The 18602-nt window shown below is 47.1% G+C and carries 18 protein-coding genes; 17 read left to right on the top strand and 1 reads right to left on the bottom strand.

Annotated elements, in window-relative coordinates; all coding sequences use genetic code 11:
* Nucleotides 1-363 precede the first annotated feature (363 nt).
* The 16 genes from OCU60_RS08920 to OCU60_RS08845 all read left to right on the top strand — a co-directional run bounded on the left by OCU60_RS08920 (nt 364) and on the right by OCU60_RS08845 (nt 16521).
* On the top strand, nt 364-906 hold the full coding sequence (locus OCU60_RS08920) for a transcription termination/antitermination NusG family protein (protein WP_074372541.1): 543 nt from the start codon (nt 364-366) through the stop codon (nt 904-906).
* 57 nt (nt 907-963) lie between these two features.
* Nucleotides 964-2709 (top strand): hypothetical protein, encoded by a 1746-nt coding sequence (locus OCU60_RS08915; protein WP_074372540.1) that lies wholly within the window; start codon nt 964-966, stop codon nt 2707-2709.
* A 30-nt stretch (nt 2710-2739) separates the two neighbouring features.
* Nucleotides 2740-3336: a type VI secretion system contractile sheath small subunit gene (locus tag OCU60_RS08910; RefSeq protein WP_074372539.1), complete on the top strand. Its 597-nt coding sequence runs from the start codon at nt 2740-2742 to the stop codon at nt 3334-3336.
* On the top strand, nt 3336-5318 hold the full coding sequence (gene tssC / locus OCU60_RS08905) for a type VI secretion system contractile sheath large subunit (protein WP_074372538.1): 1983 nt from the start codon (nt 3336-3338) through the stop codon (nt 5316-5318). Before OCU60_RS08910 ends, tssC begins: the two co-directional genes overlap by 1 nt.
* A 28-nt stretch (nt 5319-5346) precedes the next feature.
* Nucleotides 5347-5922 (top strand): hypothetical protein, encoded by a 576-nt coding sequence (locus OCU60_RS08900; RefSeq protein ID WP_074372537.1) that lies wholly within the window; start codon nt 5347-5349, stop codon nt 5920-5922.
* Nucleotides 5923-6005: 83 nt separating this feature from the next.
* Complete coding sequence (tssK, locus tag OCU60_RS08895) at nt 6006-7463, top strand: type VI secretion system baseplate subunit TssK (RefSeq protein WP_074372536.1); 1458 nt, start codon at nt 6006-6008, stop codon at nt 7461-7463.
* The gene (locus tag OCU60_RS08890) at nt 7447-7791 is read left to right on the top strand and encodes a GPW/gp25 family protein (RefSeq protein ID WP_074372535.1); all 345 of its coding nucleotides are present in this window, start codon (nt 7447-7449) and stop codon (nt 7789-7791) included. The genes tssK and OCU60_RS08890 overlap by 17 nt, the downstream gene beginning before the upstream one ends.
* Nucleotides 7788-8216: a hypothetical protein gene (locus OCU60_RS08885; protein WP_074372534.1), complete on the top strand. Its 429-nt coding sequence runs from the start codon at nt 7788-7790 to the stop codon at nt 8214-8216. The genes OCU60_RS08890 and OCU60_RS08885 overlap by 4 nt, the downstream gene beginning before the upstream one ends.
* 4 nt (nt 8217-8220) lie before the next feature.
* The gene (iglH, locus tag OCU60_RS08880; RefSeq protein WP_074372533.1) at nt 8221-9765 is read left to right on the top strand and encodes a type VI secretion system baseplate subunit TssF/IglH; all 1545 of its coding nucleotides are present in this window, start codon (nt 8221-8223) and stop codon (nt 9763-9765) included.
* A gap of 3 nt (nt 9766-9768) precedes the next feature.
* Nucleotides 9769-10008, top strand: a complete 240-nt coding sequence (locus OCU60_RS08875) for a hypothetical protein (RefSeq protein WP_074372532.1) — start codon at nt 9769-9771, stop codon at nt 10006-10008.
* Complete coding sequence (locus OCU60_RS08870; protein WP_074372531.1) at nt 10001-10846, top strand: hypothetical protein; 846 nt, start codon at nt 10001-10003, stop codon at nt 10844-10846. Before OCU60_RS08875 ends, OCU60_RS08870 begins: the two co-directional genes overlap by 8 nt.
* Nucleotides 10833-11906 carry a type VI secretion system protein IglI family protein gene (locus OCU60_RS08865; RefSeq protein ID WP_074372530.1) on the top strand — a complete coding sequence of 358 codons (1074 nt, stop codon included), beginning with the start codon at nt 10833-10835 and terminating at the stop codon, nt 11904-11906. The genes OCU60_RS08870 and OCU60_RS08865 overlap by 14 nt, the downstream gene beginning before the upstream one ends.
* A 5-nt stretch (nt 11907-11911) precedes the next feature.
* The gene (locus OCU60_RS08860) at nt 11912-13507 is read left to right on the top strand and encodes a hypothetical protein (protein WP_074372529.1); all 1596 of its coding nucleotides are present in this window, start codon (nt 11912-11914) and stop codon (nt 13505-13507) included.
* A 2-nt stretch (nt 13508-13509) separates the two neighbouring features.
* Nucleotides 13510-13905 carry a DUF4280 domain-containing protein gene (locus OCU60_RS08855; protein WP_074372528.1) on the top strand — a complete coding sequence of 132 codons (396 nt, stop codon included), beginning with the start codon at nt 13510-13512 and terminating at the stop codon, nt 13903-13905.
* 77 nt (nt 13906-13982) lie between these two features.
* The gene (locus OCU60_RS08850) at nt 13983-14945 is read left to right on the top strand and encodes a hypothetical protein (RefSeq protein WP_074372527.1); all 963 of its coding nucleotides are present in this window, start codon (nt 13983-13985) and stop codon (nt 14943-14945) included.
* An 85-nt stretch (nt 14946-15030) separates the two neighbouring features.
* Entirely contained in the window at nt 15031-16521 is a 1491-nt protein-coding gene (locus OCU60_RS08845) for a lysozyme family protein (RefSeq protein ID WP_139302099.1), read from the top strand.
* Here the strand turns inward: OCU60_RS08845 and OCU60_RS08840 are convergent.
* Entirely contained in the window at nt 16518-17249 is a 732-nt protein-coding gene (locus tag OCU60_RS08840) for a helix-turn-helix domain-containing protein (RefSeq protein ID WP_074372525.1), read from the bottom strand. The genes OCU60_RS08845 and OCU60_RS08840 overlap by 4 nt on opposite strands.
* An 874-nt stretch (nt 17250-18123) precedes the next feature.
* Here OCU60_RS08840 and OCU60_RS08830 point away from each other — a divergent pair.
* Nucleotides 18124-18585: a carboxymuconolactone decarboxylase family protein gene (locus OCU60_RS08830; protein ID WP_074372523.1), complete on the top strand. Its 462-nt coding sequence runs from the start codon at nt 18124-18126 to the stop codon at nt 18583-18585.
* Nucleotides 18586-18602 lie beyond the last annotated feature (17 nt).

Raw genomic sequence — 18602 nt, 5'->3', positions numbered from 1 at the left:
TATGCAGACATCGTACTTCTCTATGTAGCGGCTTTGACTATCAGTTAAGCTTTCTAAATCTGCAATCAGTTTTGTAAATTGTGCTAGGAGCATGAATAAATCCTCGTTGACTGGATCTATATCCAGTATAGCAACAATTTACGGGAACATAGCCTCTTCAAAATAAAGCTGGTTATTGTGAGATTCTCTGTTTTGTGCATTACACAAAGAAATGCATGTATCCGACAAAGCTTCCTAGTTCCCAAGAACATTATACTACTTCTAATAGCTCTTTGTGCCGCGCGCAAAATTAGAGCCAACACAACCCGACATAATCAATAACCACTTTAGCACACTGTGACTGACGTGGCGGAGCTTGCCCAGATGTTTGATGACAGAAAAAAATGGTATCAGATTTACACTCAGCCAAATGCTGAAAAACATCTCAATAGAAAGCTTGAAGCATTGGAATTAACGAGCTATCTGCCACTGCGAAGATTAACCAAGCAATGGTCAGACAGAGTCAAGGCCGTCGAAGAGCCAGCGTTTAAGTCTTACCTGTTTGCCAAGCTCCTCACCGAAGAAATGCGTTTAGTCGAGCGACTGTCTGAATTTGGCTTCTTCGTTGCTTATGAAAGCGGCGGCAATAGCCGACACAAAGTTTTTCCAAGAATTACAGATCAGGATATTGAGCAGATTGAGGCTGTTTTGCAGGCGTTCCCGGAGGCGCTGATGTATGAAGACAGATGCTTTAAAAAAAGCGCGCAAGTGGTTATTCGCGAGGGCAGTTTAAAGGGCTATCGCGGGGCGCTGTTGGCTGATGCAACAGACAACAAAGTCGCGCTTGCGCTGCAAGGTTTGTCACGATCTTTGGTCATCACGATCCCGGTTGAGTTACTGGACCTGGATCCACAGGCGCAACCTTGAACCGTCAAAAAAGCGCTGCTCTGATAAAAGTAGTATTGCAATTTAATAGGGTATGTCGTGCTTGTGAAACCTAAGGGCGATAGTTTGCTGGATATCGAGCTGGTTGAAGCAAGTGCTCAGTCGCCCGAGCTGGTGATCCAGCAAATTTATCTGGACAAACGTGTCAGACAAAAACAGAGCAGCCCGGCTCTGGGGTTCAATTTTATTCAGGACCTGATCATACAACCACTGCAAAATGGCGGGAAAACAGCACTGCAGCTGACAGAGTCTCGCTCTGAGCGTGTTAGTTACTCAGCGCTGGCACGGGCGATTGCGATTACCACACTTGGCTTGCAAGAAAACGGCGTGACCAGCGGCGATACTTTGATGCTGGTGAACTTGCCCGATCTGAGTTTACTGGTTCATATACTCAGTGCGATGCATCTGGGATGCGTGTTTTGTGTAGCAGATATGCCCAGAGATAATCGCTTTGAGCTATTCTTGCTCGGGCAAAAAATAGCGTCAATCACACCGGATCACATCATTGCTAATACCCAGGCAGAGCTATTATGGCTCAGTGAGTCTGTCGAGCCGCCCAAGTGCAGGCTGCATGTCGCTGACGAGGTGTCAACGCCACTTAGATGTTCAGACGATTTTCTGCTCATTAGTGTGAAAAAAAACGCGGCCATATATAGCGCAGATGAGCCTGTGTGTATCGAGTTCGACTCCGACTCATCAGACACCTGCAAACCCTACAAATTAACGGCCGGGATGTTTTTTGAGAGCCTGATGTTATCCAGTATTTATGCGCTGGATCTGAAAAAAAACGACACCCTGGCGGTACTGAATCCCGGGGCGCTGCGATATCAGCTCATGCTCACCAGCCTGTTCGCCGGAGGTTGTTTTAAAGCTCTGAGCCCTGGCAGCAGCATGCTGTGCGGCAACGGCACACTGCGCAAATTTAAGTGGCTGAGTAAACTGCTAGACTGGCGCACCAAGACGATTTTGCTGTTGACCCCGGCACTTCGGGATTTAATTATCGAACAGTCTGTGTATTTCCGGCAGTGCAGGCGTTACTTTATTCTGGACGACGATAATCAAAGTCAGCGCTGGCAGCGCTTTTATCAGCGTAAGTGCCTGCACGCAAAACCGGCATTAATGGGGGTTATCTGGCATAAAGTACTCGGTGGGATCGGTGCGTTAAGCTATAAAAATGCTGAAACTGACACATTCAGTGTGCTCCCACTACCTGGTAGAGCGCATAGGCTTGTCGACAAGCAAACGGGCGCGGCGTCACTACACGGGTTTGGTTATTGTGCGTATCCGCTGTCTGATAATACGCTTTATATTTCCCGTTATGGCAAGCTGAGTTACGGCGATAAAGTCAGTTACTTCAATGAGCTAAATACTCCTAACTATCCGTGTACCGATATCCTTGGTTATCTGACACATAATACAGCCAATGAGCGTTGGTGGGTGTCTTATCATTTTTTAGCCGACAGTCCACCTTTATTGCAGGTCTTGTATTGTGCCAAACCCGAGGCAGAGCACGCCATAGACAGAGACACCTGCTATCACAACGTAAAGCACGCAACACAAAGGTTACTCACCGAGGCGCATGGCGAAGCATCCGGGCTCAGCAAAGCAGCTCCGGCACACATCCGCTATGCGTATCGATACTTGGGCTATGAAAGTAACCCTGACAAGCTAATACCTAACCTTCAGGCCAACTCAGACGCATTGGCAGCCAAATCCAATTTAGCGATTTACAACACCCTGAGTGAAATTCGCTATTTACTCGATACCAGACTCACAAAGTCTTAGACGCTTTATTTAAAACAAACAGGAGTTTTTATGGCCATTCAAGATGATAAGAATATGCCAAAATCCCGCGTAACCTTGCGTTATCGCACCCAAATTAACGGTGTACCAGAAGACATTACTTTGCCGATGCGGATCCTCATCGCTGGCGATTTTTCCGGTTTTTCAGGTAATGAACAAAACACTGAGGCCAAAAAGCAAATTGGTCAGGCCGATGAGCAAGGTCAGCGGTTATCACTGGACAAACGGCATATTTTTGATGCAACGGAAATCACCGATATCAAGCTACACAGCGAAAACGGCACTAAGCTGACATCCATTGATCAATATAACCCCGTGATGAAGTTATTGCGGGTTAAAAGCGCGGTAGGCGGTGATCTTCAGTTTACCCATCTGGATGCATTTAGCCCCGACAGGATCCTCGAAAATAGCCGTCCGGAAATTAAAGACAAACTTGAAACCAAGCGTCTGCTGAATGAAGTGATGTCAAACCTGACCAACAACAAGCGCTATCGACAGGTACTGCAAGACTTGCTGATCGCCAGTAACTCACAAACGGTGCAGGACGAGCTTAAAAAAGTCATTGGCATTTACCTCCCTAAAACTGAGCAGAGCGAAGGAAATTCATAATGAGCGACCAAACCGCAACCAATTTTATTGATAACGTACTCCAAAGTGTCAACCTCATAACCCGAGAAGAGAGTGAAGGGAGTGCAAGTCACTCATCGGCTGTGCAAGCTTTGCTAGCCAAAAAGAAGCAGAAACTGACCATTGATTCACTGATACTGGCCGCCAGTCATCTTGCCAGTGCTCCAAACGATCCCGGCAAAGAAAACATAGAGCAATATAAAGCCTGGCAGCGATGTCTCGCTGCGCTCGGTAAGGTGGAGGCGCATTTTGATGATGGAGCAGGGAATGCGTTGCTATTTTATATCGACGATCTTAAGGCGGCCTTGCCTTCTTTGGATGCGACAGATAATGACCTAACCAAACTAACCGACTTTGTTGGCGATAAGACGAAAGTGAAGAAACTTGAAACAGCATATAATACAGTGATTGCGGCTATTGAGGAGGGCGAATCAGAGGAAATCACTGAAGCCATTGAAGCCATTGAAGCGCTTAAAGCATCACCTGAGTATCTGGAGTCTATCGGCATATTAGCCACCTGGACACCGGCATTCGTTGCCGACAAAGACAAGCCGATGTTTGAGCTGAGCATTAAAGAAACAGAGGTAGATCGTCTGCTGATGCAAATTGCGGCGTTGAGCCACACGGGTTGCTTACCGCAGAGCGAAGCCGCTGACGCAAGTGGCGCGGAACTACTGTTTGAGCTCAAAGAAAACATCACCAATAACACCACGGCGATAGACAACGCAATTCAGCAAGAGCTCGACAATGCACTTCATGAACCTGCCTTTCAGCATCTGGAAGCCAACTGGCGCGCACTGGAGTACCTGATTGAGCAAACAGACTTTTCTAAAGACATTAAGATTGACCTGCTCGATGTCACCAAAAAAGAGCTGGAAGATGACTTTGCCGAAAATCGCCGCGATATCGCCAACAGCAGCTTGTTCAAAAAGCTCTATACCCAAGAGTACGACCAGTATGGTGGTCAGCCTTACAGTGCCATGATTGGGCTTTATGAGTTTGAAAACAGCGAGCGCGATATCAATTGGTTAAGAACCATGGGTAAAATTGCCAACGCATCGCACTGTACCTTCGTTTCTTCTGTGGGGCCTAAGTTTTTTGTCGGGCAGGACGACATCAACCAGCTGGCGGAAATCAAAAATCTAGAATCACATATGCTACAGGGCAAGTTCTCTAAGTGGAACGAATTTAGAGACTCGGATGAAGCCGCTTACCTTGCCTTTACAGTCCCCAGATTTATGATCAGGGCGCCTTATCATATTGAAGATAATCCGGTACCGGGCCTCAACTATACTGAGAAAGTGGACGACCATCACCATTATACTTGGGCCAATGCGGCGATGTTATTTGCCCGTAACATTGTACAGTCGTACGAAGAGACCTCCTGGTGCCAGACCGTTCGGGGTCCGAAAAACGGTGGTCACATCCCCAATCTTACCAGTCACACCTTTAAACAAAATGGTTTGACCCTGACCAAAGTACCGGTTGAACTGGTGATGCCGGATTATCGTGAACTGGAGTTTGCCAAAGCCGGATTTATGCCGCTGGTGTACCAAAAAGACACCACGAACGCGTGCTTCTTTTCTTGTCAGTCGATCAAAAAGCCCAAGCGCTTTAAAGACCCAAGAGACACAGAAAACTCCCAGCTGGTCACAAACCTGTCTTACACGCTGTCCATTACCAAAATCGCTCACTACATCAAATGTATTATGCGCGACAACATAGGTGGGACGGCCGATGCGCCATACATTACCAACACTATCAGTAATTGGCTGAACAACTATGTAACGACGGTGGTCAATCCGGACGACCTGACTCTGCGAAGCTATCCATTCAAAGCAATCAATGTTGAAACCGTTGCCCAGGAAGGGGACATCGGCTGGTACAAATGCACCGTGAGTGTCTCTCCTCATTTGCAGTTTGAAGGACTGGATGCTGAGCTGAGACTGGAAACACAACTTTAAAATTTAACTTATTATTGCGGAGACTATTATGGCTTCAACAAATCTGGCTTGCAGCGTTGAGCAGGGATTTAACTTTCAAAAAGATACGCAAATACAGGTGGGTCACATTACCTCACTGAAAATTGGCGACAAAGAATATAAAAAAGACTTGGCGGTCACTTTACCCACAGACATCAGTGGCGATAAGGTTAAAGTGGTGGGGGTGATCTCAAATATCTTTTGGGAAGGCGGACACGCCGACCCGATCATGTTCGGCTGTCGTATTTCTACAGACAACAAGGAAAGCAGTGTATTGCTGCAACATACCTCGATGAGCGATACCAGTGTGTCTTTTTCCTTTGTCATTTACGATTATGACCCGAAAGAGAAGAAGTTCTATCCCAACTTCCACTCTAATGAAACCGACCTGAACGGTTTGGTGGCCAAAAGCGGCGGTGAGCTGGACTTTGGCGTTGACCTGGACCAGGCCGACGACGTGGTCTCGCCGAAAAACTTCAGCTTCTTCCTGGGTGTCATGCCAACAGAGGAAGAACAGGAAGCGCACTTTGCCGTCAATACCAGTGCCAAGTTCGTCAAGAAATGGGGTGTCAGCGTCTCTGAATAATCCACCCTGCCTCAGGGAGCGACTTATCCTGCATGGTTGCTCCCTTATTTTCTGGTTCTAATATTTTACATCTGGAGAGACACATGCTGGGAGAACTGGCTCAGGTCCACTGGCAGCTCGGACAAACCCTACTGCCGGAACATTTTGTCGCACAAGAGACTGCTCTGTTAACCGACAGTTCAATCAGGTTTAGTCTGACTGGTAAACCCTTTTATGGGTTGGCGCAGCTGGCCCTGGACCTATCCGAAACTGCGAAGGACATAGTGGGGATCTCGGAGTTTTGTTGCATTTTACCTTCCGGCGAGCTCATAAAGCTCAATGCCAATGCTGAGTTTTTGTTTAACCGGGGGCAAGTGATCCTGCCAAAAAGCGCCGTTTGTGCCGATCTCTACATCAATATCTATGAACATAATGCACTGACAGCAAAAGACATTCGGCTTGAGATGCAACAGGACGCAGAGCCCAATATCGCGCCCGGAAATGACGATGTGGTACGCAAAGGCTATGTGCTGGAGGTCATCTCAGTGCCAAACTTTGCAGACGAGGCCACGTCAGAAGTTGAAATGCTCTCCAGACGTGGCAAATTGACCCAGCTTCATCAGTTTAAACTGGTTCACTTTGCAAAGAATAACGCACAAAACTGGCTGCCAGATGAACGCTACTTACCGCCACTGCTGGTGCTATCACACTCTTCACTGTTTGCTAAGCGGGCGGAGAGGCTACAGCAGTACCTGACCTGCTTCAAAACAGAACTCGAAGAGCCGATTTTACAGGCTATCGAAGCCAGAAATTCACAGCAAGCGGAATTGTCAGCCATTGAGTGCCAACAACAAAGACACGCCAGTGAACAGCACTCGGGGGAGGTGATCAAAACACATCAGCTGAGCCTGCTGAGCAGCTTGTACAAAACGCAGCGGATGCTCAACACCATCACGCAAACCGACAGCGAGGTGTTAGTGCACCCGTATGAGCTGTTCTGTCAGCTCGAAGCGTTTTATATCGACTGTAAACTTTATCGCAATGGCCTGCCCAACACGGACGCCATCGTCTATCGCCACAATGCGTTGGCAGAGGTGTTTGACAAACTCATCGACTTGCTGGATGAGGTGATTTTCCTCAAAGAATACAGTTACCGGCATAGTGCTTTGCGCGAAACCAACGGCATTTACTCCTGCGCGGTTGATGCCGATGCAGCACAAGAAAACACGCGTTTTTATCTGGCCATTTACCATGAAAGCCAGGCTCAGGTGGGACAATGTCCGGTACCGGGTTTGGTCACTTCGGAAACCAGACTGCGCAGTGCCACCCCGGATAATATTGAAAGCCTGAAACTGACTCAGGTTACCAGCGATACGGTGCTGGTACGGCTGAACAACAATCGCCCGCATAATCGTGCTGCACAATACTATGAGGTACATAAAGATGGCGAGTGGCATAACATCGTTAAAGCACACAGCTTCGCCTTTTATGGACAAAGTGAGTTCAGGGGCTACCTATTTGAATTTATAACGGAAACCAAAAACTATGCGGCTCGTCGGTAAGTTTTGTAGCAAGCCGGTTTACGCCGCCCACACGGTCACGGATGCGGTGAAAGATCACCTGACAGTTCTGCTTAACGCCACGGCTGGGTTTAGCCATTTCGATTTTGATTATGGGATCCCCTGTGAAATTGGTGAGCGTCCTTCACCGCAACTGATGCAAAGCCTGTGTGAGCATATCAGGATACAGATAAACCGTTGGGAAAGCCGCTTTAGCCTGACAGACGTGCGCTACGAACTAGATGCGCGCGAGTCGAGCATTTTATTGTGCGGTGAAATTGACGGCGCGCCTTGTCAATTTAGGGTGCAATTACGCGGGCCGACAATATGAGCACCCTGATCTGCACCATTGAGCTCAGCAAAGACGAGGGCGAAGGGATCACTGTGCATGTCAAAAATAAAGATTCCAGCGACGAGCATCAGATACAACTGAGTAATACCAGTATCACGCTCATCAGTAAAAACGGCTCGTCGACCACGCAAACAACGCAAACCGCAGACTCGCTGAGCATTGACGTCGACGGTAAAAAGAGTGTGCTATCGATGAACAAAGAGACGATTGAAATGAGTTGCACAAACTTTTCCCTTAAAGCCAGTGGCAGCGTGTCAGTTGAAAGCGGATCAGAAACCAGTATTAAGGCTGGCAGCAACTTCAAGGCACAAGCTAATGCGCAGGTGAACGTGAAGGGCAATATGACGACCCTGGAAGGCCAAAGCATCACTAACATCAAAGGCGCGCTGATAAAGCAAGGTTAAACACATGTCTGATAGTCATCATATCCATCAAATTTATCTTTCTCAGCTTCAAGGTCTGGAGCAGTTCCGATCGCAGTACCAGAGTGCGTTTGCGACCGCTGCGCTGGACAGGGACGACCCGGAGCTCAAACGGCTGACAGAGGCCATTGCCTATTGCACCGCGCATACTCAGCAGGCTGCGCTGTCTTCACTGCACAGTCATGAGCAGCAATTACTGATACAGACCCACCCCTACATGGCGACCGCGCTGCCAGCAAAAACCATTATTCAGGCGCACCCGGATGCGAAAATGACGATGCGCTATCAGATTGAGGCGGGAACACCGTTTGCGATACAAAATGAAGACTTTAAAACCGCCATGTTTAGCGCTTGCAATGCACTTGCTTTGCAGCCTGTGCAGCTTAGTCATCTGGACTGTGCGCCGACGGGACTAACCGATCAGACGCTCAGGTTGCGGTTTGACGCTTTCACCCGAATGCACGAGGCGCCGGGGGAGCTGCCAGTTTATCTAAATGTATGCAATGACTTTAATGCTACACTGGCGTTGCTTACTGCGCTTCAGGACAAAGAAACTCGCCTTGAAGTAACTTTTGATAACGACACGCAGCGCATCCCCTGTGCGCTGGTTTTTCGCCAGCCTGAATGTCAGTTTGGGATGCATCCCATAGAAACCGTTCGCAACCTGCTGCACTTTCCTTATGCTTACCTTTGTCTGGCACTGTCAATCAAGCAAGCACCTAAGCACTGGCATAGTTTCTATCTGAGCATTCACTTAAAACAGCACCGCACACTGCCTGCGTTGTCGAAAGACTGTTTCAGACTGTTTTGCACACCAGCAATTAATTTATACCAAACTCAGGCGAAAAGTATCTGGTGTGATGGCACCCGCTCACAATATGCCATTGTCGGCGACGAGCCAGATGTTGAGATCCATTCGGTGCGTGGGGTCTTTCAGCATCTGGGCGATAAGAAGTTGCCCTTATTGCCCTCACTGCTCAGTCAGGCAGACAATACCTACAATTTGACAAAAAATGACCAGCAACATTGGGAGCTGGACCTGAATCTGCCCGATGCCTTTGCCGAGCCGCGCACAGTCAGCATCCAAGCCAACGGTCATAACCCTGCGTTTAGCCCTTGGCTGTGGCATAAACTGACGGCAACACCGAATAAGATGGAACTTCCCGGCGTAACCTGGTCATTAAACGAAGCCCGGCAAGCCTGCACTTTGGCTCATAAAAACAGCGCCTTACCACCCATGTCTTTGCTGGCTATTGGTGGCAACGAGGTGGTTACGACACAGCATCTGACTGAGCTTTTTTATGTCTTTGCCACACAGCTGGCGCGCGAGTTTGACGTGATCGCACACGGATTCAGAGGGGTTGAAGCAACCTCTGATCCGGCGCACTTTGTGATGGTCATCAGCTATGGAGATGCCAATGAGCTGACCGTTCGTCTGTTTATCCGGATCTTTGAGATGGGGGTGAATCACTGGTTTGGTGTTCAGCACATTCGTTTACACCTGCAACAGGCAAATCCCGGGGGGATGTAGAGTATGACAGCGCCCGTGCGCGATGAAGCGCTGCTAACACAGCTTATCGGTCAGCTCAAACAAGATATCAGCGAACTGGACTATCCCCTAGAGCCCGCGCATGAAGCTTGCTTGGTGATGCTAAGCACTCAGCTGCTTGAGTCGTTCCAAGGTGGCGCTGATAAGGCAGAGCTGTTTGAGCAACTGCAACTGCTAGAGGACTTTCTGGATGTTTGTGTACTAAGGCAAGTGACCCATGGATAAAGCAGCACAACAGATCAAAGACAATATTCAGCATTTTGACTTACTTGCGTTATTGCGATTACTCAGGCACCTGGGCTACAGCAACATCTGGTTTGCCAGTCACGACAGCCTGATCTCTGAGCAGCGCATTGTCGAAACGATTGAATTTACCTCAGATGCTGTGGTGATCAGTCTGAATCTGGGGTTGCTTAGCCCGCAAAGCCCGCTGCCTGGATATATTTTGCAGCTAAGAGACACCCTGATGGACCGCGCTGAGGAGTTCAGGTACTTTATTGGCTACTTTGATCACATTATATTGCAACAGCTGGTGCACAGCCTGTTCCCTGAGTTCAATCACAGTGCATTTGGTCACTGGCACAATTATCAGTCGCAAACACTGGCACTGACCAACCTCAAGTCAGTGCGCACTATCCAGAGTGTGTTTGACTACATTTATCCTGAATACCACATACGCACACAACCCAACCACAAAATTAAAGTACAGCAGCTTGCCAGAATCCCGTTAGGCCAAGTCGTGACTGGCAACCATTACTTGCTGGGTGATACCGACTTTGTCAAAGAAGAAGGGATTGTTGTGACCTTGTTTGAGCAAGACAAGCATTTCGACATAGCGCAGCTACAACGTCGGCTCCGGCTGCACATTCTGCCTTTGCTAGCACCGTTATCATTGCATCTGGAAGTACGGATCCAGGGGCGGCTGCGACCGTTAAAAACGGGTGACGCGGGCTTTGCTACCCCACTTGGCTTTCACGCACTGGGCAGCCCCCAACCGGCGGGCAAAGTAACACTGTTTTACGGGCAAACCTATGGCTACGGGAGGTCGAGTGAACAATCATAATCAAAACCAAAACGATCTGGCAGAGGACATGGGAGAGCGAGAAATTTACGCTGCGGTTTATGAGTCGTTGCAAGTGCCTTACGCTTACCCTGATGATTTTGATCAGGCGGTTTTAGCGCCAATTGATGAGCACATGCGCGTTCGGGTATTGCCTGCGGTCACTCAAACTTGTCTGACGTTATTCTCTCAGGGATGCAGCGATATTAGAGTGATCTGCCTGTATCTGTATGCCAGCGACCTGTGGCTGAGTCGAGCCGGGATGTGTGCTTTGCTTCCCTTGTTGGCAGAGTTACTCACTGAGTACCGCCATCAACTGCTGCCACAAACGTTTACTGCGGAAGCTGAACTTGCGGAAATTGACCTTAATCTGGCGCTGCTGTTTAAAAAGATCACCCGCAAACTGGGATTTAAGCTCACGCAAAGTAGCTCGACATTACAACAGCTTGTTGATGATTTGGATACGGACACGCAAAGTGCACACCTAGAAGAAATCGAGGACTTCACGCAAGGGCTGCTGCAACACCTAGATGGTACTGAACTGAGCTCTGTCATGTACCTGAAAATGTATCAGGAAAAAATTACATTGTTAGACGTATCACCAAGCGCAGCTCAGGCGCCTCACTCTGCGCCTGAGTCTGAGTCTGAGTCTGAGTCTGAGGGTGAATGGGAGCAGGACATTGAGCCTGCGAGTACAAAGTCCCAAATCGGTAGCGACTTGCCAGCGCAGACCAATTCATTTGTACAGCCTGAAACATCGAATGCACTGGCACAACTGCTCAAAAAAATGACCGTGTTTCAAAACCTGCTACAGCAACAGGATTACCTTAAAGCAGCCATCATTAAAGAAGACATCGCGCACATTATCGAAAACTTTGACCCGCGTCTTTATTTTCCGGCGCTATTCGGCCCTTATGTGCAGGCACAAATAAGTCATGGTGAGGCCTTGATGGAAGCGCAGATGGCGCTGTCTCAGCAAGCGAGCATTGATGCGCTGAATGAGTTGTATCATATGGATTTGGACGCCTTTATTGCGCTGGAACTCAACTCTTTCTACGAGTAATCACCATGTTTACTGACAAAGCAGCGCTTACGCTGACACTCACAGTTAACCATCAAGCCCACACGGTGGCCGGCGGCAACATTAAGTTCTGTCAGCTTCATTTAGATAAACAAGGGTTTAACGGAGAAGTACATTTTTGGCTGTCGGACGAGTCGGGCAGTGACCCCCTTATCGGCGACTTTACCAGCGAGCAGTTGATTGACCTGACATTGGGGTTGACCCAGGATTCGACCAATCCGGACAAAGACACCCTGACACTGAGGGCGCTGGTGGCTCAGCGCTCCGTATACGAGCAGACATTTATGGATGTAAAGGGGAACAAGGTGCTGTATCGCAAATATCAGTGTCGCTTTTTTGATGCTGCACAGTTTTTGTGGCAACAGCATTTTCCATGTGAACTGTACGTGGGTAAGTCTATGAAAGAGGTGATCAGCGCCCAGACAACCGATGCACTCAATATCCAGTTTGGCAGTCGCGTATTAGAGCAAGTTCAGCCACTGATCTGCCTGTCGATGGGGGCAACGGGAATATGCTTTTACCAGTTTGTATTGAATTATCTGAAACAGCAGGGCGTTTTCTGGCGCTATGATTATAAAAAGAATAGTTACACCATCACCGATGATAAGGTGCGCCCGGCACAAAACCAAGATTTACTTCCGGCCGACAAGCCGAGGTTTAAGCTCCATTACCCCAAAGTAGATATTCAGTCGCAAAACCTGCTGAATGCGAATAGTGCTCAGGCAAAAATCATTCCGCTGTCGCAGAACCCGCTTGTTCAAGGTATTAAAAATGACCGGCTAATGCGCAGCCCATTCACCGACATGGAGAATACGCAGAAGCAGTTACAGCTCAGCCATAGTACACCTCAAATGGCAAAGCTTCAGTTTACACTGCGCGCGATACCGGTTAATCAGCTATATCCGGGTGTGGGATTAGAGCTCAAGCGCCCGGGCTGGAGTAAAATTTCGCTGGCCTATCAGCAGCCCTATCAGGGAGTCAAAACCGGGATTAAGCTCACCGCCACCCGGCAAAGCGCACCGGATGATCTTAATATGCCAACCACGCAATATCAGTGCGAGTATCAGGGAATATTTGAACATCAACAAGACAACAGCAGCGATGGTGATGCCCCGTTACCTGAATCATGCTTTGTTGAAGGGATTATCCTCTCTGAGCCGGGGGCTGACGAAGACAAAAGCTACCAGTACGCCCAGGATGAGAGCACCAAACAAAACCAGTACCGCGTGCACATTCCGCTGTGGGATCAGGAGATTAAGCTATTATTCCGGCCAGATTTTTTGCCCCCTCATTTTTATTTTCCATTGTATAAAGGATGCCGGGTACTGCTGGAAATAAGCTTATTTGAAGCGCGAGTCTGTCGGGTACTGGACTGGGGACAATCGGTATTTATGGAACAAAGCACTCAGGGGAATCACTTGCTGCTGGGCAATAATGACAAAGATCAGACTGCGATTAGACATGAGTATCAGGACGACAAGCCCGTATTCAGTATCAAGCGTACTAAAGACAAAGACACAGAACTGATGCAGTGGCAGGACGGAAAAATCACCATTCAGACACAAGAAGCAGACGGAGACTAACCATGGCACAGGCCGTAGCAATGGGGGCTGTACTGCAATGCTCATGCGGTATGACGCCTTCCACAATGATAGTGACACCAGAAAACAAGGTCATGCAAAACACCCCGATGGCCAATATTATGGACCACATTCCCTTTAAAAATATTCTTCCCTTTGGCCTATGTAACTCGCCTGCCAATCCGGCGGTGGCCGCTGCAACAGCCGCTGCATTTGGGGTACTCACCCCCATGCCCTGTGTGCCTTCGATACCAGCCCCCTGGATCCCCAGCGCACCAACCGTGTTGCTCGCCAACAAGCCCATATTGACCGACAACAGTAAATTGATGTGCATGTGGGCAGGGGTGATCAGCGTGACCAGCCCTGGGCAAATACCGGTGCAGGTGAAATCAGCAGGCTAAAGATTACATGAGAGCGGTTACTTCCTGCTTGTCAAGAGTAACATATAATAAACAACAGCTTGAAAGAGGGCTTTATAATGAAATATGAAGAGTATGTTGAGAATATAAATAAAATTAATGAAGAATTAGATGCTCTAGCTATTAAATCGGAGTATGAGTATGTTAAAAATTTAGTTAAAGCTTTGTCTGATAAAAAAGGGCTTCCCGGTGGGAAACATAAAGCCTTTGATAAGAGTACAGGGACAGTAATACCAAAAACTGCTTCTGGATTAGCTGATGCAGATAGAGAAGAAAATTGTGCTAAAGCGCTGAAAGATTACAATGACGATAATTTATTTTCTTTTCAAAGTCAAGTTGATGAGACTATTTTTAACGATATAAAGAAAAGTTTAGGAGGGGAAGCTAGAAACTTAAAACATCCATCTAGAGTGAGTATGTATAAATTTGATAAATGTAATATTAATATGCTTGGTTATAAACAAGAAACAGCAAGCCTTTTTGACTTTATAACTTACATGAAGGGTCTCGAGAAAAGTGCTACGCACGGCTCAGCTTTGGAAATTTCAGAACAAATGATTCATCAGATTATTTATATCCATGAAATGCTATATCGTGCGAAGGTTAAACATGGTGATGCTCACTTAAATAATTATAAAGTGATTGCAACTTCACTTGGGCCAAAGATAAAGCTATTCGATTTTGGTAAAGCTGAGGTAGATGTAACCGAATCAAATCGTTACAAAGATCTTAAGTACTTATGCAGTCGAGAAGCAGTGAGTGGGTCTCACGAAACTTATTGGCGGCGTGTTAAAGGATTATGGAGTGAATCAAATAAGAAACATTTCCCGCTTCACAGGATAATCCAAGCCCATAAGGGAAAGAGTAAGTATGGAGATTACTCTGCCGATATTGAAGCAGCGGGTAATACAGCTATTTCGGCTCTAAAATCAAACTATAAAACCAATAAGAATACTACTAATGATGCTGTCAGAGATATATTCGCTACGCTATCAGATGAAATAGTCAATATTTTGAAATGAAAAGTAAGTTTTTTCTGACTGCTCAAGTTTTAACGTATTGAGCGCTCATAGCACTAACCCTCCCACAATCAAATCGACACCTATTATGCTAATAAAAAAACGTATTGATGAACTCAACGCGATGCACCGCTACGCCAGTATGCAGGGTATCGCGGTTAAACCCGAAACCAATGCCTTTCTCGCTGCTGTAACATGCAAGCAGCAAAATGGTGAGGGGTTATCAGAGCAAGACACCGCGCAACTTGCGCAAGCGCACAAGCAACTTACTAAGTTGATAGCCCCAGCAAAGCTTGACTGTATTCGGCTGGTTCAGGGGCATGAAAACAGCCGGCTAAGGTTTTTAGGGGCAATCCCGCTGGTACGCCAGTTGCTTCTGGTACTACTGGTTTGTTTGATCAGTGTCGGCGCGCTGGCCATGTCACCTTATGTCACCAGTGCGACGTTAAACCAAACGTTGTCCAACTTGTATGGCTGGCCACAGCTTGCTAACTTTATGCTTTACCTGTGCGCTGCCGGCTTCGGGGCTGCGGCCACCAGCCGGGCAATTGCAGGGCACTATCTAAAAAGTATGCGTTTTCTTGACGAGTTTACCTCCTGTTACTGGATAAAAGGGAGTATCGGCACAAGCTGTGGGTTGCTGTTATGTATCTATCTGCCGATTGAGCGCCTGCATGGCATAAAGAGCCAGTTGATTCTGGATATTGATAAACCTTTGTTGTCCTGTTTGGGCGCCGCTGCAACGGTTTTGTTTATTCACTTTTTACCAAAAGGGTTAATGCGCCTGAGTGGCGCACTACAGGTTATTCGCAATCGTGTGGTCACGCGCATTCAGGCGTTGGGCTTGTTTCGGCCGAAAGACAACTCCGGGCATACTCGGCCACATGATCAGACACAAATAGAGCCCGCTATGCCTGATATGGAAGAAATTGATGCACCGGCACCATCAGCGCAGCCCGAGGTTAATATGACCACTTCACCCAGTGAGTTTACTTGGTGGCAGGAACATACTCACAAGACTTGCTGCCAAAAAGGCATTTTGTGCACACCGGGCGACAACGCCGGGCTGATACTGGTGAGGGGTTATGACTGTAAAGACCGCTCTGCTGAGCAGATCATTTATGATTTATCCCGCGCCGGATTAGACTTTGCTACGACTTGTGTGCTGGCAAAAGCGGCGGGTTTAGTTGGCGAAGACGTGAAACGGTTTATCTTGGTTGAACAGTTATCTCAGCTCTGGCTGAGTAAGCAAGTACAGCAAAAACTATTTGAGGTGGTTTGGCGCTCGGTTGAGGAGGAGGTGCAAAGTATTTGTGCCAAATCCGACTGCGTGGCAGCCTATGGCAAGGTAAACTGGCCTGCACTGGATAACAAGATAAAGGCAATGGTGGGCGATTTACACTTTTGCGGGCACTATACTCCGCTCAGCCGCAAAGTGATCCAAGAATACATAGTCAATAATGACCTTGACGGGTTTACGCAGGCTTTATGCAACGTAGATTACTGGCCGTATGTACCAGCAGCACGCTTTGAGGCGCGCAGACAATTTTTGCAATCAATACCTGCGGCGGCACATTAGAGGCTCAATCGGTTTATGTTATTTTTTCCATACAGCGCGGTGGCACTGCATTGACGCGCTTTGCGATAGTTCAAAGGTGACATATTAAACTGTTTTTTAAACGCGGTAGAAAAATTATTGCCATCGGTATACCCCACGCGCTCTGCAACCTGTACCACACTTAACGACGTTTCGGCCAATAATTGTGCGCCCTTGAGCATTCGTTGCTCTCTCAGCCAGTTAAAAATCGATGTATTCATATGTGTTTTAAACGCTTCGGCTAGGGTATTTCTGTTCGTTGAGAGGGTCGTACTCAGTTCAGCTAAAGTGATATTCTCAGACAACCTGGCGCGCAAAATCTCAACCGCCTCGCTCGCCAGACGCGCTTTTTTATTTCCCAGATTATTTAGACCGGCATCCTGTCTAAAGGTCAGTAAGTGTTTAAGGCAGTTAAGCCGATGTAGTAACTCTGCGGGAATTAAGGGATAGCTCACATAGTCCAGCGCGCCCCGATCAAACAGCACCTGTTTATGCCCACACGACTCGCTAACCATAGCTATTACAGGTACGAGGAAGCCAAATTTTTTTTGAATACTATCCACTACCTTATCCAACATAGCACTGGCAACCATCTTGGTTTTTGCAACGACATCTATTAAAAATGCCACAGGTGTTACAGCGAAGTTTTTTTGGCCAAACTCCTTATCACTGATGTGCATAGTATTAAACCCTTGTGGTGATACCAACATATTAATATCCCTGTGTGCTTTGATATTACAGTTAATCAGGCATATATTGGGCTCTGCATTTTTGGTATACACCTTTTCCTCTCAACATGACCTGTACTTCGCACTCTGTCTTGCTTGATTACAATCCAGGTTACTCAATTGGCAGAAAAAGACTGCGCATTTTATTTTATGAGCTTGCTGATATTTACTATTTTCCAGCCGAGTATTATCGGAGTTGATGCTCAATTCGAGTAGTTGTTCGTTGGCTGAATTCAGTGCAATATCATGGTGGCAAAAGTAACAAATTAAATAGGCTTTCTAGTCTATTTTGTTAAAAACCCAACATCAATTACACCTTATTACAAGCTGGTTGGTAGAGTGCCGCATAAACAAAGTTTCCGCAGAACACTTTCACCACAAAAATCACCGCATACCAAAAATGCCACGCGGCACGAATCCCTCTTGAACGCTTGTATGCTTAAGCCTCAATAACTTACGTCATAAAAACCAATCAAGGTTATTTGTCATAAAAATTAACTAAGGGTAAATTGGTTTTGTCGGTAATTTTCGAGCGCAGGTCTTTTATCTCTCGCTCATTACTACTTTGTTCATAGCGTAAATCGCTTAATGTTGAATAAACGGGTTGCTATTATATAGCTTATTGAAATCTAAGTAGTTGTGTGGGGAGTAGGATAGTTCAGAACATTCTGTTGTAAACACGGGATTGAACGAAGCGTGAGTAAATCATTCCCGGCTCACCGTTATTTATTACTGAAAAAAGATGTTTCGTTGATGACCGAAATATGGTTGTGGGGTAATTTCAGCAACATGTCGAAAATCTTCAATCTATTGCTCAGTACGTTTTTTATCATGTAAAAAATAAAGGAGAAAGACCATGCAAAAACGACTCAGCTATGCAGACATCGCACCGAAGGCAATTGACATCTTGTATGCTCAGGAAGCGTATTTTCATGAGCAATTTCGTCAATCTGACACCATGAATATGATCATATGGGAACTGGTCAAGTTGCGTGTTTCACAAATCAATCAGTGTGCATTTTGTATCGATATGCACAGTAAAGACGCACTTAAACTGGGAGAAAGGCCTGAACGGATATGGGGGCTTAGTGCGTGGAAAGACATGTACTTCTACAGCGATCCAGAACAAGTTGCGTTGGGCTGGGCTGAATTACTGACGGCCGGCCTGCCGGTCGATGATGATACCTATCAACTGACTTTGAATACCTTTGGTGAAAAAGCGATGGTCAACCTGACGTTTGCGATCAACGCCATCAATAGTTGGAATCGAATCGTGAAGGCATTTAAGCCTCAGGTGGGGGTATACCAGCCCAAATAATTGAACTCGGGTTCATC

The sequence above is a fragment of the Vibrio spartinae genome, from assembly GCF_024347135.1.
In the GTDB taxonomy this organism is placed as follows: Bacteria; Pseudomonadota; Gammaproteobacteria; order Enterobacterales; family Vibrionaceae; genus Vibrio; species Vibrio spartinae.
This window is presented reverse-complemented; position numbering and strand designations above follow the sequence as displayed.

What these genes read in the sequence shown, in the direction of transcription:
- iglH (WP_074372533.1), top strand. Translation starts at nt 8,221, where the DNA reads ATGTCTGATAGTCATCATATCCATCAAATTTATCTTTCTCAGCTTCAA.
- OCU60_RS08860 (WP_074372529.1), top strand. Translation starts at nt 11,912, where the DNA reads ATGTTTACTGACAAAGCAGCGCTTACGCTGACACTCACAGTTAACCAT.
- OCU60_RS08920 (WP_074372541.1), top strand. Translation starts at nt 364, where the DNA reads ATGTTTGATGACAGAAAAAAATGGTATCAGATTTACACTCAGCCAAAT.
- OCU60_RS08840 (WP_074372525.1), bottom strand. Translation starts at nt 17,249, where the DNA reads ATGTTGGTATCACCACAAGGGTTTAATACTATGCACATCAGTGATAAG.
- OCU60_RS08900 (WP_074372537.1), top strand. Translation starts at nt 5,347, where the DNA reads ATGGCTTCAACAAATCTGGCTTGCAGCGTTGAGCAGGGATTTAACTTT.
- OCU60_RS08855 (WP_074372528.1), top strand. Translation starts at nt 13,510, where the DNA reads ATGGCACAGGCCGTAGCAATGGGGGCTGTACTGCAATGCTCATGCGGT.
- OCU60_RS08830 (WP_074372523.1), top strand. Translation starts at nt 18,124, where the DNA reads ATGCAAAAACGACTCAGCTATGCAGACATCGCACCGAAGGCAATTGAC.
- tssC (WP_074372538.1), top strand. Translation starts at nt 3,336, where the DNA reads ATGAGCGACCAAACCGCAACCAATTTTATTGATAACGTACTCCAAAGT.
- OCU60_RS08890 (WP_074372535.1), top strand. Translation starts at nt 7,447, where the DNA reads ATGCGGCTCGTCGGTAAGTTTTGTAGCAAGCCGGTTTACGCCGCCCAC.
- OCU60_RS08870 (WP_074372531.1), top strand. Translation starts at nt 10,001, where the DNA reads ATGGATAAAGCAGCACAACAGATCAAAGACAATATTCAGCATTTTGAC.
- OCU60_RS08850 (WP_074372527.1), top strand. Translation starts at nt 13,983, where the DNA reads ATGAAATATGAAGAGTATGTTGAGAATATAAATAAAATTAATGAAGAA.
- OCU60_RS08885 (WP_074372534.1), top strand. Translation starts at nt 7,788, where the DNA reads ATGAGCACCCTGATCTGCACCATTGAGCTCAGCAAAGACGAGGGCGAA.
- OCU60_RS08875 (WP_074372532.1), top strand. Translation starts at nt 9,769, where the DNA reads ATGACAGCGCCCGTGCGCGATGAAGCGCTGCTAACACAGCTTATCGGT.
- tssK (WP_074372536.1), top strand. Translation starts at nt 6,006, where the DNA reads ATGCTGGGAGAACTGGCTCAGGTCCACTGGCAGCTCGGACAAACCCTA.
- OCU60_RS08910 (WP_074372539.1), top strand. Translation starts at nt 2,740, where the DNA reads ATGGCCATTCAAGATGATAAGAATATGCCAAAATCCCGCGTAACCTTG.
- OCU60_RS08845 (WP_139302099.1), top strand. Translation starts at nt 15,031, where the DNA reads ATGCTAATAAAAAAACGTATTGATGAACTCAACGCGATGCACCGCTAC.